Raw genomic sequence first — 13923 nt, 5'->3', positions numbered from 1 at the left:
TTTCAAAGGAGGAGGAAAACATGAAACTCAAAGCACTCTCGCTGGCCGCAGTGCTGGCACTGTCATCCGCCGTCAACGCAGAGGTCAAGATCGCCCTGGACAGCGCGCCGGATCTGGACACCAGCGGGTCATACAACTGGGCGCATGCCTTCGGCGCGGCGCTGAGCGACGCGGGGATGGAGGTTCGCGAAATGCCGCGCGGATCCGTGGGCAACGAGTCCGAGAAGTTCGACCAGCTCTCGACCGGGCTTTTGGAGGTGTCGCTCTCCGACGTGCGCGCCATCGCGCAGGTTGATCCGTTCATCTATGGCGTGCGCCTGCCCTACATCTTTGATGATGTCGACCACATGGACCGGGTCCTGGAAGCAGGCAAGATCTTTGACCGCGTCAATGAAAAGCTGGCTGGTCAGGATGTCGTGGTGCTGGCCCTCGCGCCGCTCGGCCCGCTGTCGGGGATCATCACCACCGACACGGCCGTACGCGCTCCGGCCGATATGTCGGAGCTGCGGATGCGGGCACTCGACGATGCGCAGATTGCCATGTATCAGGCCTGGGGCTCCAGCGGCACCATCGTGCCCTGGGGCGAAGTCCCTGCGGGCCTGCAGACCGGCGTGATCGACGGCTACCTGAACTCGCCCTTCATTCCGGTGATGTTCGGCCAGACCGACTTCGTCAAGAATTTCGCCGATGCGGGCGTCATCATCCCGCTGCGCGCCGTGCTGGTGTCCAAGGATTGGTATGAGAGCCTGTCAGAGGCCGACAGGGCCACCGTTGACAGCGCCGTCGAGACCGCCGATGCCGCCGCGCGGGCCTGGCTGGCGGAGGCCACCGTGCGCGGCCTGACCGCGCTCGAAGAGAAAGGCGTGACCGTTCAGCGTCTGACCGCAGAAGAACGGGCGGTGTTCCGCGAGGCCTCCAAACCGGTGTATGACTCCGGCCTGATGCCCGCCGAGGATGTGAAGATCTGGACCGATATCTCCAACGCCAACCGCTGACCCGCAATCGCCGGGCCTCTGACCAGGCCCGGCTCCTTCGGCAGGACCCGACCTATGCGCAAAACCATCATCGCAGCCAGCAACCGTGTTCACCATGCCGCGCGCGGGGCCGCCGTCTTGGCGATCTGCCTCATGTTCCTGACCGTCGTGCTGCAGATCATCGCGCGCTACGTGTTTTCCGCCCCCCCCGTCTGGACCGAGGACGTGGCCCGCTACGCCATGGTCTGGACCGGGCTGCTGGGGGCCACCCTGTCGTTCAAGACACGCGCCGACGCGGTTTTGATGCAAAGCGTCGCGCCGGACCGGCCGCATCCGCTGGCCTATCTGGCCAACGCGGTTCACAGCGCGGCGGTTCTGACCTTTGTCCTGCCGGTGGTCTATTTCTGTTTCATCGGCCTGCGGGGCGGCTTTGCCAAGGGCTATCTGGCGCGGCAGTCAGGTCTGACTGCGGACACGCTCGGCATTCCGATGGTGTGGATCTCGGTGTCGGTTCCAGTCGCCATGATCATCATCCTGCTGCATCTGGCGGCCAGATGGGCGGGGGACGATCAGGCCGGCACCACCGCGCCGCAATTGGACTGATCTCGGGACGACAGGACTGGAGGAACGGTCTGGACGATAGGACTGGGCGACAGGACTGGGCGACAGGATTGGACGATAGGACCGAAGGACAGGACCGGAAGGCAGGACTAGAAGACGGGACCGGCAGAGTGGACTGGCAGACGGGACTGGGCGATCTGTTGCTCTCTGCGCCCGCTCCATCCGTCACTGCCCGCAGCCACCGTTCCATCCGTCACCGCCCGCAACCGTCACTGGTGCCTATCACCGGTGGTCCTCGCTGGCGGTCAACGCCGCGCCGGGCCCCTCCTCCCGGCGCGGCGTCATTGGCCGCGCCTGCCCGCTCAGCTGCTGGCCATGCCCGTGATCATTGCGGCCAGCGCGGCCAGGTGGACCAGCATGAGCGCCTTGTCATTCCACAACGCGCCGACGGCAAACCAGCCGACAACCCCGACCAGAAACAGATACAGGTTCAGCGGCGTCCAGCCGAATCCCGTCGCGGTGTAGCCCATGATCTGAACCGCTGACGCGCCCCATTTGACAACAAACACAAGGCGTTCGCGCGGGCTGGTGATGGCGATTGCATCAGACGGCACGGGTGAGCCCCCCGTCAATGCGCAGGTTCTGGCCGGTCATGTAGCCGCCGCCTTCGGAGGCCAGCCACGACACCAGCGAAGATACCTCCGCTGCGGTTCCGTACCGGCCCATGGGGATCCGGGCTTTGCGGTCCTCGGTCTCGGGCAGGCTGTCGATAAAGCCCGGAAGGATATTGTTCATGCGAATATTGTCGGCGGCATATTTGTCCGAATAGAGCTTGGTGAACGCGGCCAGCCCGGCGCGGAACACGCCCGAGGTCGGGAACAGCGGATCGGGTTCGAAGGCGGCAAAGGTCGAGATATTGACGATCGTCCCGCCGCCCTGCGCCTGCAGCACCGGGGTCACGAGCCGGGTCGGGCGGATGACATTCATCAGGTAGACCTCCATCCCCTGATGCCAGTCGTCGTCGCTGATTTCCAGCACCGGGCCCTTGGGGCCGTGACCGGCGGAATTGACCAACACGTCGACCCGCCCCCAGCGCTCCGTCGCACCGGTCACCAAGGCGGTCAGGTCGTCGCCATCGAGATTGGAGCCGGTGACGCCAAAGCCGCCAAGCGCCTCGCCCAGCGCCTTCCCCTTGCCGGAGGAGGACAGGATGCCGACCTTGAAGCCATCTTCGGCCAGTCTGCGCGCCGCATCCGCGCCCATGCCGCTGCCGCCGGCCGTAATCAGTGCCACTTTTTCTGCTGCCATCTCATCGCTCCTTCGATCAACACACAACAGATAGCGGCGTAGTCGATTTGGTTCGATTGAGAATTGATGCCGCGTGACAATAGAAATACTATTGCCAGATGAGCGACCTCCCCCCCTCAACAGCCTGCGTGCGTTTGATGCCGCCGGGCGCCGCCTGAGTTTCCGCGCCGCAGCCGACGAGCTGGGCGTCACCCAGGGCGCGGTGGCGCAGCATGTGCGCCAGCTCGAATCCCATCTCGGCATCCCCCTGTTCGAGCGGATCCCCAAGGGCCTCGCGTTCACATCTGCGGGCCGAGGCTACCACCTCCGGATTGCCGGGATTTTTGCGGATCTTCGCGCCGCGACTGCGGAATTAAAGCCGGAACCGGACAAGGTCCTGATCAGCGTCACCCCGACATTCGCCGCCAAATGGCTGATCCCAAACCTGCCGGGCTTTGCCGAGGCCTGTCCCGGCATCGATCTGCGGATCATGGCCACGGAGAAAGTCTCCAGCTTTCACAGTGACGGGATCGACCTTGCCGTGCGTCAGGGGTCGCCGCCGTTCGGGGCCGCCTTGTCCGCAACGCTGCTGTTCCGGCAGGAGGTCATCGCGGTTGCGGCGCCGAACCTTGTCGGCCCGGATCGTGACCTGAGCGATGCCGGAGTGTTTGGCGATCTGGCAAAGATCCATGACACCCATGACCTTTGGCCAGGGTATCTGGCCCAGTTGGGCGTGGAGGCCAGATCACTGCGCGGGCTTCGCCTCAGCCAGACGTCGCTTGCGGTGGATGCCGCCATCGCCGGTCAGGGCGTGGCACTGGTCAGCCGATTTCTGGTGTCTCATGACCTTGCGGCGGGTCGGCTGGTCCAGATCGGCGCGCCCTGGGAGGCGGGCGGCAACGACTTCTACCTGCTGTCAAAACGCGCGGGCGGCAACAAGGCGTCGGTCGCTGCCGTCTTGGAATGGCTCAAGTCCCGGTCCGGCGACAACTCCTGACGGGTCCCGGCGCGGGACATGCGGGAACAGACTGGCGCCGCAGGCGCAAGCGCGACTGCCAAGGCCGAGCAGCGACGGCGCGTCAGTCTCCGTGCTGGCAAGCACCTCAGTTCGCGCTGGCAAGCGCCTCAGTCCGTGGCGGCAAGCGCCGCCCTGACCGCCTGCAGCAAATCCTCCCGCTTGACCGGTTTCATCAAGCGCGCGTCCTGCGATCGTCCGGGGGCATCCGCATCGGAGGCCTCGCTGAGATTGCCGGACATGAAGATGATCGGCAGCTCGGGACGCAGCGCGCGAATGGCATCCGCCAGTGAGGGGCCCTGCAGGGTGCCTGGCATGACGATATCCGTCAGCAGCAGATCAATATTCGGCTCAGCGTGGTAGGTTTTCAGGGCGTCGTCTCCCGACAGGGCTTTGACCACGCGGAACCCGGACTTCTCCAGCGTCATCTGCAGCGCATTCAGAACGTCGGCATTGTCCTCGACGACCAAAATAGTGGCGGGACCCTTCTTGACCGGGTCCGCCGCCGGCTCGGCCGCGGCAGGGTCCGCCGCCTGATCCTCCATTGCCGCCGGGAAATACAGATGGAAGGTGGTTCCCTTGCCCTCCTCGGACACGGCGCGAATTGTGCCGCCGGATTGACGCATGAAGCCATCCAGCATCGACAGCCCCAATCCGGACCCCGATCCGACCGGTTTGGTGGTGAAGAAGGGTTCAAAAATCCGTTTCAGGTTCTTTTGCGAAATGCCTTCGCCAGTGTCAGACACCGACAGGCGCACATATTGTCCCGGCTCAAGATCATCATCCCCTGGGTCTGCACGATCGGGACTGACGGTGACCTGCGAGGTTTCGATCGTCAGCGTCCCGCCCTCGGGCATCGCATCGCGGGCATTCAGGATCAGGTTGAGCAATCCGCTTTCCGCCGAGCTGGGGTCGGCCTTGATCGCCGAGAGCCTGTCGCCGAGCTTGATCTTCACGGCAATCGTGGACGGCAGGGTGCGGCTGGTCCATTTTTCCAGGTCCCCGACAACCTGGTTGATATCGACAATGCGCGGCTGCAGCGGTGCCTTGCGCGCGAAGCTCAGCATATTGCGGGTGAGGTCGGCGCCGCGCAGGGTTGATTGAATACTGTTCTGGATCAGCGCTTTCTTTTCCGGGTCCGCGATCTCATCGTTCAGCAGTTCCAGATTGCCCAGGGTCACGGCCAGCAGATTGTTGAAATCATGGGCGATCCCGCCCGTCAGCTTGCCAATCGCATCCATTTTCTGGCTTTGATAGAGCTGATCCTGCAGGCGCCGGGAGTCCGTGACATCCTGGCCGACCACCTCATACAGGTGACTGTCAGAGCCGGAGGAGGCGAGCGGTGTGAAGATTTTGCGAAGCGATCTGACCTCACCGTTCGGCAGCACATGACGCAGCTCGCTGATGGCAGCCTCGCCATTCTGGACCTTCTGTCTGATCTCCAGCGCTTTTTCACGGTCCTCTTCGTGAATCAGTTGCTCAATGAGCCTGCTGGTCTCAAGCCTGTCAAAATCCTTGACCGACAGCCCGTGCATTGCAGCGTAGACCTCGTCACATTCCACGACCCGCCCGGTTTTACTGTCCGAAATGGCATATCCCAGCCCGGCAAGTTCCGCCGAATGCACGATGCGCGACTGGGATTTTGTCAGTTGGTTTTCTTTGTCCTCCAGGTCGCGAAGGATTTGGCTGCTTGACAACAAAAGCGTCCGCCATGTGAAAACCCGCGTTTCCAGATAGGAGGAAAAGCGTTTCGGGAAGGCCACGGTAAATGCGACAACGGCCAACCCGTAGGCGGCGGCGGTCAGAATTTTTCCCGGCAAACTTCCGACAATGATGGTGATGATTTCCGGCGCGGTGCCGAAGGCGATCATGGGAAACAAAACCCCGTCCGCGCATAATATTGCAATAAACGTCAGCAGATACGCGATCTGCATTGCGACCTTCGAATGGATGAAGCGTTTGAATGCTTCAAAAAGAAACAACATTACGCCAAGTTCGAGAATAATCAGAACACCGCCGAGAATGATAAACGGTATCGATGTCGCAAAGAGCGCGGGTGGGGTCCCATGCGGGTTCACAACCCCCTGAAAATTGAGGGTTCCGGTGATAATTGCAGATAACAGTATATTAAATACGTCAACGCCGACGACCAATTGCACAAGCCGACGCAGGATAAAAACGTCGCGTTCCGCCAGAACAAATAGGATCGACGTCATCATGAAGGCGCCATAGGCAAGGTTGCCCCCGCTCACGACGATCCCCTCGGAAAGCGGCAGGGAATATGCATTGCCAAGGAAACCGCCAACAATAAGGATAATCGACAGATAGGCGTAAAAGTAGATCGCGCGATATGGCCGCAGCATTAAAGTAAGGCCCATCGCGAAGACCGAGAACAACAGGACGTGAGCGAGAAAAAGGATGATCATGAAAACAATCCGTTGGCTGGCGGAGCAACTCGCGTGCATTTCATATGCGGTTTTGCCCCCTGAATGATTTAACAGTCTTCGCAAATGACATTTGTTGCAAGGATTAGATCAGCGTGGCCCGTCCCGACGGCGCTGTTCCATGCAATCGGGGCAAAGCCCCGGGAAAGCGCTGAGACGGGGCTTCTGGATTTCTCTTTTTGTTCGGGGGGGACCTGGCAACCCAAGGGGATCCTGGCAACCCAAGGAAGAATCCAGCACATGCGGGATCCCCCTTGAGCTGCAGGGACTAAACAGAAGCCAATCAGGGTCTCACGTGCGGGGCCGCCAGTGCCCCTGCGACGCGGATCTCAGAGCAGATCGACGAAACTCGATCCGCGCTTGAACGGACCGCTGGCTGTATTGGGCGCCAGTTCACTGTTGCAGACCGGTTTCCCGTCGGGCGTGCGGCGCAGGTCGAGATAGCCCTCGACGCCGTCATCGATGATCCAGTGCTCGCAACCCTGCGGATCCACCCAGATCCCGGCGGTCATATTCGACAGGTCGCCATTGCCGCCATCAAAGACGTTCTTGTCGCGGGTCTTGTCGTTGATATCGCCGCAGGCCGAGAGGGACAGCGCGAGGACAAGCGCGGCACTTGCTTTGAAAAATGTCATGGGGAAGCTCTCCTTAGCGCACGCAGTAGATTTCGACGCGCCGGTTCTGCGCCATATTGGCGGCGCTTGTATTCGGCACGCGCGGGCTGCGTTCGCCATAGGCGCGCACATCTTCGATCCGGGCGCCAACCGAGCGGGCCACCTGCGCCACCGTATTGGCACGGCGCTGCGACAGCCCCATGTTGTACTCATCCGAGGCCCGGCTGTCCGTGTGACCGGCGACGACAAAATAGCGGTTGTTGGGAATCGCTTCGCGGAACCAGTCCTGCAGCCGTTTACGGCCGGCAGCGGTGACCTGATGTTGGTCGGTGGCAAAGAACTGATCCGTGGACATCAGACCGCAGAGCAGCCCCGGCCGGCAGACCGGTTTGCCATCCGGGGTCACATGCGGTGACATGTAGCCTTCGGCCCCGTCATCCATAACCCAATGTTCGCAGCCATCCGGGTCGACCCAGATGGTGGGCACATAGCGCTCGCCGACCGGGGCGCTCTCGTCTTGCGCCGCGACCGGCATGGTCAGCGCGATTGAGACGGCAGCGGCCGCAGTCATCAATGTCGCGCAGGCTTTGCTCATCATATGATCAAACACAACAGGCATCCTCTATTTTGTCCCTTCAGGGGTACGCAGCCCCTGCGCGCCCCCGGGCCCTGCTCACTTTACAAATGCACACTAACTTTTTCTGAATTTGGCGCCAATCTCAACACAACAGTCCTGTCCCGGCCTGCGAGACGAAACAATTCCAACCACAAGACGCGACCATTTCCAAAGTCAAACCAGTCATCAGGAGCTGAAGCAGCTGACCTCGGTCTTTCAGATCCGGACGGCTCTCTATTGGTATCGCGACTCAACCGGCATGTCGTCACCGGCACGGGCCAGGCCCGATGATACCGGACAAAGCGGCGCGAATGCGCAACACCTCTCCTCCGCCCGCGCCCGGTCCGAGTTACCCGATCAACTCACCCGCCAACGAATTGGTACCCGAAGAGACGATGCGCACCCGCCGCAACTCCCCCGGCTGCGCATCGCAATCCGCCACATGGACCGCATGCAGATAGTCGGATTTCCCGACCATCTGCCCCGGCAGGCGGCCCGCTTTTTCGAACAGAACCCCGACCTCGCGGCCAACCATACTGTCCTGCACCTGGCGCTGCTGGCGTGTCAGCAGAGCCTGCAGCCGCCGCAGCCGGTCATCCGCCTCGGCCGGGTCGACCTGTGCCCGCTCTGCCGCAGGCGTGCCCGGGCGGGTGGAGTATTTGAAGGAATAGGCCGTGCCGTAGGTGACCTCCTCCACCAGATCCAGCGTCGCCTGGAAATCCTCTTCGGTCTCTTCCGGGAAACCGACGATAAAATCCCCGGAGATGAGGATATCGGGCCGCGCGGCCCGGATACGTTCGATCAGGCGCAGGTAGCTGTCGGCCGTGTGGCTCCGGTTCATCCGTTTGAGGATCTTGTCCGATCCCGCCTGCACCGGCAGATGCAGGTAGGGCATCAGCTTCTTGCAGGTGGCATGGGCTTCGATCAGGTCGTCCATCATGTCGTTCGGATGCGAGGTCGTGAAGCGGATGCGCTCCAGCCCCTCAACCTTGTCGAGCTCCCAGATCAACTGGGCCAGCGTCATGTCGCCATCCGGCCCCGCACCGTGATAGGCGTTGACGTTCTGCCCCAAAAGGGTGATTTCACGCACCCCCCGCTCGACCAGATCCTCGGCCTCGCGCAGGACGCGATCCACCGGGCGCGAGACCTCGGCCCCGCGGGTATAGGGCACGACACAAAACGCACAGAATTTGTCGCAGCCCTCCTGCACGGTCAAAAACGCGGTCGGCCCCCGCTTTGCCTTGGGACGACGCGCCAGTTTCTCGAACTTGTCCTCTTCGGGGAAATCCGTATCCAGCACCTTTGCCCCGGCGCCTGCCTTGGCTTCCATTTCCGGCAGGCGGTGATAGCTTTGCGGGCCGACGACCAGATCGACCAACGGCTGGCGGCGCATGATCTCTTCGCCCTCGGCCTGCGCCACGCAACCCGCGACGCCGATCTTCAGATCCGGTTTCTGCGCTTTCAATCCCTTGAACCGGCCCAGTTCGGAATAGACCTTCTCGGCCGCCTTTTCCCGGATATGACAGGTGTTCAGCAAGATCATGTCCGCGTCGTCAGGCGATTGCGTCTCCACATAGCCCTGACCGCCGAGGGACTCTGCCATGCGTTCGCTGTCATAGACATTCATCTGACAGCCATAGGTCTTGATATAGAGCTTCTTGGGCGCGGACATGCGGGTCTACCTTCTCGAAACGGGTGCAGTGCAGACAAAACAGCGGCTGCGCATAGCGCGATTTGCTGCGGCTTGCAATGCAGGCCCGATTACCCGATTTTGGGGGCAAAGACCAGTCGGGGGGCCACACTCCCTGCAGAGGAACAAAGGACAGGCCCCATATGGTGTATGAATCGCTGGAGACTTTCCTGCGAACGGGCAGGACCGCAGAGGCCAAAGGCCCGATTGCATTGATTTTCGTGGAAGACGAAGTCGAGGTCGGCACCACCCTGCGTCATCACCTGAACTGTGGCTTCAAGTCGGTCTGGGTCTTCATCCCGGATGAAATGAGCCTTCCCGCCGATGTCGCCCCGAACGTGCATCGCATAGCCTTTGATTGCGGTGATGCCGATGCGGTGATTGACGCCGTCAACCGGATCAACGGCGCCGTCGCCCCCGGATGCTGGCTCTACTATTGCTACAACGCGGAATACCTCTTCTATCCGTTTTGCGAGACCCGGAGCATCAACGAGATGCTGACCTTTCACGCCGAAGAACGGCGCGATGCCATGCTCACCTATGTGATTGACCTCTATGCCGGAGATCTGGACACGCACCCCAATGCCGTCTCGATAGAGACAGCCCACCTCGACAAATCCGGCTATTACGCCCTCGCGCGCAATGATCCCGCCACCGGCAACCCAAGGGACCGGCAGCTCGATTTCTTTGGCGGCCTTCGCTGGCGACACGAAGAACACATCCCGCCGGCCAGCCGTAAAATCGACCGCATCGCCTTGTTCCGTGCCGCTAAAGACCTTGTGCTTCGACCCGATCACACCTTTGACGATCAGGAATACAACACCTACGCCTGTCCCTGGCACCACAATCTGACTGCCACGATTTGCTCCTTTCGGGCTGCCAAGGCGCTGAAACGAAATCCGGGATCAAGCTTTGATATTCACAGCTTCAAATGGCACAATTCAGCAGTGTTTGAATGGCATTCACGCCAACTCCTGGATCTGGGCCTGATGGAGCCAGGTCAGTGGTTCTAACGCTCCACATCCGTGGAGCGTGGCCTCCGGCAGAGGTATTTTTGAAAAGATGAAATACGGCGGTTCTCCATCCTTCATCTTTTTGAAAATACCTCGGGGGTGAGCATCCATCGGATGCGAGGGGGCAGAGCCCCCTGCCCCGCTCATCCCTGCCTCAGTCACACAGCAGCAGGTCTCGGCCGATCCTAGCACCCGGAAGAAGAGTGCACGAAGAATTCTCTGCTGCACGCTTCGGAACTCAAACCCTGCACCGGAGGCCAGAATTACTTTTTACGAAGACGGATCACCACGTCGACAGAGGCGATCTCCATGCCCTCGGGAGGCTGCGGCAGCGACTGTATCACCAATTCCTCGGACGGGGCATCCGAGACACGCGACTCCCCTTCCCAGTAAAAATGCGGGTGGTCGTGCACATTGGTGTCAAAGTAGCTTTTGGAGCCGTCAACGGTGATCTCCTGCAACACACCTGCATCGCAAAACGCACGCAGAGTATTGTAGACCGTTGCCAGAGATACGGCCGCTCCGTCCTCTTTGGCCGCGTCAAACAGGCTCTCGGCGGTAACATGCCGGTGTTTGCCATCCCCGACCAGCAGCGACGCCAAAGTCACGCGCTGACGGGTCGGGCGAAGCCCGGCATTCATCAGCCAATTATTGGCGTTCTCTTCATGGGTCGGTGTCATCTCACCTTCCTGCCGCTCGCTGCTACCAGACATCTATATGTCAGAGTATAGCTCGTTTTCAAACGGATTTGCAAAGCCATGCCGACTATTCGTGATCTCAACGCCCACAATCCGCACCAGCGGCCCTCGCGACTGCAGCATAGTCCCGCCCTTGCAGGACATGTAAACGCGATGCTAATGGGGGCAGTGAAACCTTTTTGAGACCCCACAGGCAGGAGTTGCCCCACACATGGCCAATTATCCCAGCAGCTTTGACAAAGAAGATCTGCTCAAATGTGCAAGAGGCGAGCTGTTTGGACCCGGCAACGCGCAACTGCCGGCGCCACCGATGCTGATGATGGATCGCATCACCGACGTGAGCGAAGACGGCGGCGAGCACGGCAAGGGCCATATCATCGCAGAATTCGACATCACGCCGGATCTTTGGTTTTTCGACTGCCATTTCCCCGGCAATCCGATCATGCCCGGCTGTCTTGGCCTGGATGGCCTGTGGCAGCTCACCGGCTTCAATCTGGGCTGGCGCGGCTGGCTGGGCCGCGGCTATGCGCTTGGCGTTGGCGAAGTGAAGCTGACGGGCATGGTTCGTCCGGACCGCAAAATGCTCACCTACCGTGTCAACTTCACCAAAGCCCTGCAGACTCGCCGCTTGACCATGGGCGTTGCAGACGGGATCGTGGAAGCGGACGGTGAAGTGATCTATCAGGTCAAGGACATGAAGGTCGCCCTGTCAGAGAGCTGACCTGAAACTGGTGTGGCTCTGTCGTGCAAACAGCGCCACACAGGCAGCGCATCACAGGTAGCGTCACACAGGCACCGCCACACAGGCACCGGCCCGCGAACATCGTCACACAGGCTCGGGCTCGGGCACAGGAACGGGGTCCGCCCCTTGAAACGAGTACAGGAGTACGCAACATGCGTCGCGTCGTCGTCACCGGACTGGGAGTCGTCTCTTCCATCGGCACCACCGCCGAAGAGGTCACTGCCTCTCTGAAAACCGGGAAATCCGGTATCGTCGCCAGCCCCGATATGGTCGAACACGGGTTCCGCAGCCAGGTCGCAGGCACGCTCAAGATCAATGTGGCCGACCATGTCGACAAGCGGACCCTGCGGTTCATGGGCGCCGGTGCCGCCTATGCCCATATCGCCATGTCACAGGCGATCACCGACGCAGGCCTCACAGAGGATCAGGTGGTGAACGAACGCACCGGGCTGATTGCAGGCTCCGGCGGGCCCTCGACCTCGGCCATGCTGACCGCGCATCAGACCGTTCTGAAGACAGGCGCGACCAAACGGATCGGCCCCTTTGCGGTGCCAAAATGCATGTCCTCGACGATCTCCGCCAATCTGGCGACCGCGTTCAAGATCAAGGGCATCAACTATTCGATCACCTCTGCCTGCTCCACCTCGCTGCACTGCATTGGCAACGCAGCCGAGCAGATCATGATGGGCAAACAGGACGTCATGTTTGCGGGCGGCGGCGAGGAGCTGGACTGGACCCTGTCCTGCCTGTTTGACGCCATGGGCGCGATGTCCTCGAAATACAACGACACCCCGGAGAAGGCCTCGCGCGCGTTTGATCAGGATCGCGACGGCTTCGTGATCTCCGGCGGCGGCGGCATCGTGGTGCTGGAAGATCTGGATCACGCCCTGGCGCGCGGTGCGAAAATCTACGCCGAAGTCACCGGCTTTGCCGCGACCTCGGACGGCCACGACATGGTGGCCCCCTCCGGTGAAGGCGGAGAGCGGGCGATGCGCCTGGCGCTGCAATCGCTGCCCGAGGGTCGCAAAGTGTCCTACATCAACGCCCATGGCACCTCGACCCCGGTCGGCGACCTTGGCGAAATCGAAGCTGCCCGCCGCGTCTTTGGCGCCGGTCAGGTGCCGCCGATTTCCTCCACCAAGTCGATGACCGGCCACGCGCAGGGGGCGGCCGGCGCGCTGGAGGCAATCTTCTGCCTGTTGATGCTGGACAATGATTTCATCACCCCTTCGATCAACGTCGAAACCCTGGCCGAGGGGATCGAACCAGGCGAAGTCGCCACGACCTTCGTTGAAAATGCGGGGCTCGACAGTGTCATGACCAACAGCTTTGGCTTTGGCGGCACCAACGGCTCCATGGTCCTGAGCAAATACAAGGAATAACCACCATGACCGGAGCACTGACCGGAAAACGTGGCCTGATCATGGGCGTCGCGAATGAACGTTCCATCGCCTGGGGCATCGCCAAAGCCATGCATGAGGCCGGGGCCGAGCTGGCTTTCACCTATCAGGGGGAGGCCTTTGGCAAGCGGCTGGAGCCCCTCGCCGCCACCGTCGGCAGCGATTTCATGGTGGATGTGGATGTCACCGACGATGCCTCGCTCGATACCGCGTTTGAACAACTGGCGGGGCGCTGGCCGACCATTGATTTCCTGGTCCACGCCATAGCCTATTCCGACAAATCGGAGCTGACGGGCCGGTTCATCAATACCTCGCGCGCCAACTTCAAGAACTCGATGGATATCTCTGCCTATTCCTTCATCGAGGTGGCGCGCCGTGCCTACCCGCTGATGCAGGACAATGGCGGCACATTGCTGACCCTCACCTATCAGGGCTCCAACCGGGTGGTGCCGAATTACAACGTGATGGGCGTCGCCAAGGCGGCATTGGAATCGGCGACCCGCTATCTGGCCAACGACCTTGGCCCCGAAGGCATCCGCGTCAATGCGATCTCTCCCGGTCCGATGAAGACGCTGGCGGGGGCGGCGATCGGGGGCGCGCGCAAGACGTTCAAACATACCGAGCAAAACGCACCCCTGCGGTCCAATGCGACACTGGAGGCCGTCGGCGGCACGGCGGTCTATTTGGCGTCGGATGCCGGAGCCTATACCACCGGCGAAGTCATCAAGGTCGACGGCGGTTTTCACATTCTCGGCATGCCGCAGCAGGATCACCTCTGATTCGGGCAGGTCTCTTTTCGGCGCGGCACCGTCAAAGCCGCACCTTCAAAAGAGCCGCGCAGAGATCGGAACTGGGACCGGAACTGGGAC

The 13923-nt window shown here is 61.2% G+C and carries 14 protein-coding genes; 7 read left to right on the top strand and 7 right to left on the bottom strand.

Features of this window, described 5'->3' with window-relative positions; genetic code table 11:
• Positions 1–20 precede the first annotated feature (20 nt).
• Complete coding sequence (locus FGE21_RS04205; RefSeq protein WP_139661920.1) at positions 21–995, top strand: TRAP transporter substrate-binding protein; 975 nt, start codon at positions 21–23, stop codon at positions 993–995.
• A gap of 54 nt (positions 996–1049) precedes the next feature.
• Positions 1050–1577: a TRAP transporter small permease gene (locus tag FGE21_RS04200; protein WP_139661918.1), complete on the top strand. Its 528-nt coding sequence runs from the start codon at positions 1050–1052 to the stop codon at positions 1575–1577.
• Positions 1578–1897: 320 nt separating this feature from the next.
• Here the strand turns inward: FGE21_RS04200 and FGE21_RS04195 are convergent, their stop codons facing one another.
• Positions 1898–2149: a DUF6552 family protein gene (locus FGE21_RS04195; RefSeq protein WP_139661917.1), complete on the bottom strand. Its 252-nt coding sequence runs from the start codon at positions 2147–2149 to the stop codon at positions 1898–1900.
• Positions 2139–2843, bottom strand: a complete 705-nt coding sequence (locus FGE21_RS04190) for an SDR family oxidoreductase (RefSeq protein ID WP_139661915.1) — start codon at positions 2841–2843, stop codon at positions 2139–2141. Before FGE21_RS04190 ends, FGE21_RS04195 begins: the two co-directional genes overlap by 11 nt.
• Positions 2844–2934: 91 nt before the next feature.
• Between FGE21_RS04190 and FGE21_RS04185 the strand changes: the two genes are divergently transcribed.
• Positions 2935–3819, top strand: coding sequence for a LysR substrate-binding domain-containing protein (locus FGE21_RS04185; protein WP_139661914.1), 885 nt, complete (start codon positions 2935–2937; stop codon positions 3817–3819).
• A 128-nt stretch (positions 3820–3947) separates the two neighbouring features.
• On the opposite strand, the gene FGE21_RS04180 is transcribed toward FGE21_RS04185, so the two are convergent.
• The 4 genes from FGE21_RS04180 to miaB all read right to left on the bottom strand — a co-directional run bounded on the left by FGE21_RS04180 (position 3948) and on the right by miaB (position 9183).
• The gene (locus FGE21_RS04180) at positions 3948–6263 is read right to left on the bottom strand and encodes a PAS domain-containing hybrid sensor histidine kinase/response regulator (protein WP_176695357.1); all 2316 of its coding nucleotides are present in this window, start codon (positions 6261–6263) and stop codon (positions 3948–3950) included.
• Between the two features lie 347 nt (positions 6264–6610).
• Positions 6611–6916 carry a hypothetical protein gene (locus tag FGE21_RS04175; RefSeq protein WP_139661911.1) on the bottom strand — a complete coding sequence of 102 codons (306 nt, stop codon included), beginning with the start codon at positions 6914–6916 and terminating at the stop codon, positions 6611–6613.
• A gap of 13 nt (positions 6917–6929) precedes the next feature.
• Positions 6930–7493, bottom strand: coding sequence for an OmpA family protein (locus FGE21_RS04170; protein ID WP_139662085.1), 564 nt, complete (start codon positions 7491–7493; stop codon positions 6930–6932).
• 367 nt (positions 7494–7860) lie between these two features.
• Entirely contained in the window at positions 7861–9183 is a 1323-nt protein-coding gene (miaB, locus tag FGE21_RS04165) for a tRNA (N6-isopentenyl adenosine(37)-C2)-methylthiotransferase MiaB (protein ID WP_139661909.1), read from the bottom strand.
• 161 nt (positions 9184–9344) lie between these two features.
• On the opposite strand from miaB, the gene FGE21_RS04160 reads away from it, so the two are divergent.
• A complete protein-coding gene (locus FGE21_RS04160; protein ID WP_139661907.1) occupies positions 9345–10214 on the top strand; it encodes a hypothetical protein in 870 nt (289 codons plus the stop codon).
• A gap of 263 nt (positions 10215–10477) precedes the next feature.
• Here FGE21_RS04160 and irrA read toward each other — a convergent pair whose 3' ends face one another.
• The gene (gene irrA, locus FGE21_RS04155) at positions 10478–10894 is read right to left on the bottom strand and encodes an iron response transcriptional regulator IrrA (protein ID WP_139661906.1); all 417 of its coding nucleotides are present in this window, start codon (positions 10892–10894) and stop codon (positions 10478–10480) included.
• Between the two features lie 229 nt (positions 10895–11123).
• On the opposite strand from irrA, the gene fabA reads away from it, so the two are divergent.
• The 3 genes from fabA (at position 11124) to FGE21_RS04140 (ending at position 13833) form a co-directional block, all read left to right on the top strand.
• Positions 11124–11633: a bifunctional 3-hydroxydecanoyl-ACP dehydratase/trans-2-decenoyl-ACP isomerase gene (gene fabA, locus FGE21_RS04150; RefSeq protein ID WP_139661904.1), complete on the top strand. Its 510-nt coding sequence runs from the start codon at positions 11124–11126 to the stop codon at positions 11631–11633.
• A gap of 173 nt (positions 11634–11806) precedes the next feature.
• Entirely contained in the window at positions 11807–13036 is a 1230-nt protein-coding gene (locus FGE21_RS04145) for a beta-ketoacyl synthase N-terminal-like domain-containing protein (protein WP_139661902.1), read from the top strand.
• Positions 13037–13041: 5 nt separating this feature from the next.
• Entirely contained in the window at positions 13042–13833 is a 792-nt protein-coding gene (locus FGE21_RS04140; protein ID WP_139661900.1) for an enoyl-ACP reductase, read from the top strand.
• The last annotated feature ends 90 nt before the right edge of the window (positions 13834–13923 follow it).

Origin of the sequence: Phaeobacter sp. B1627, assembly GCF_006265095.1 — a bacterium.
GTDB lineage: Bacteria > Pseudomonadota > Alphaproteobacteria > Rhodobacterales > Rhodobacteraceae > Epibacterium.
This window is presented reverse-complemented; position numbering and strand designations above follow the sequence as displayed.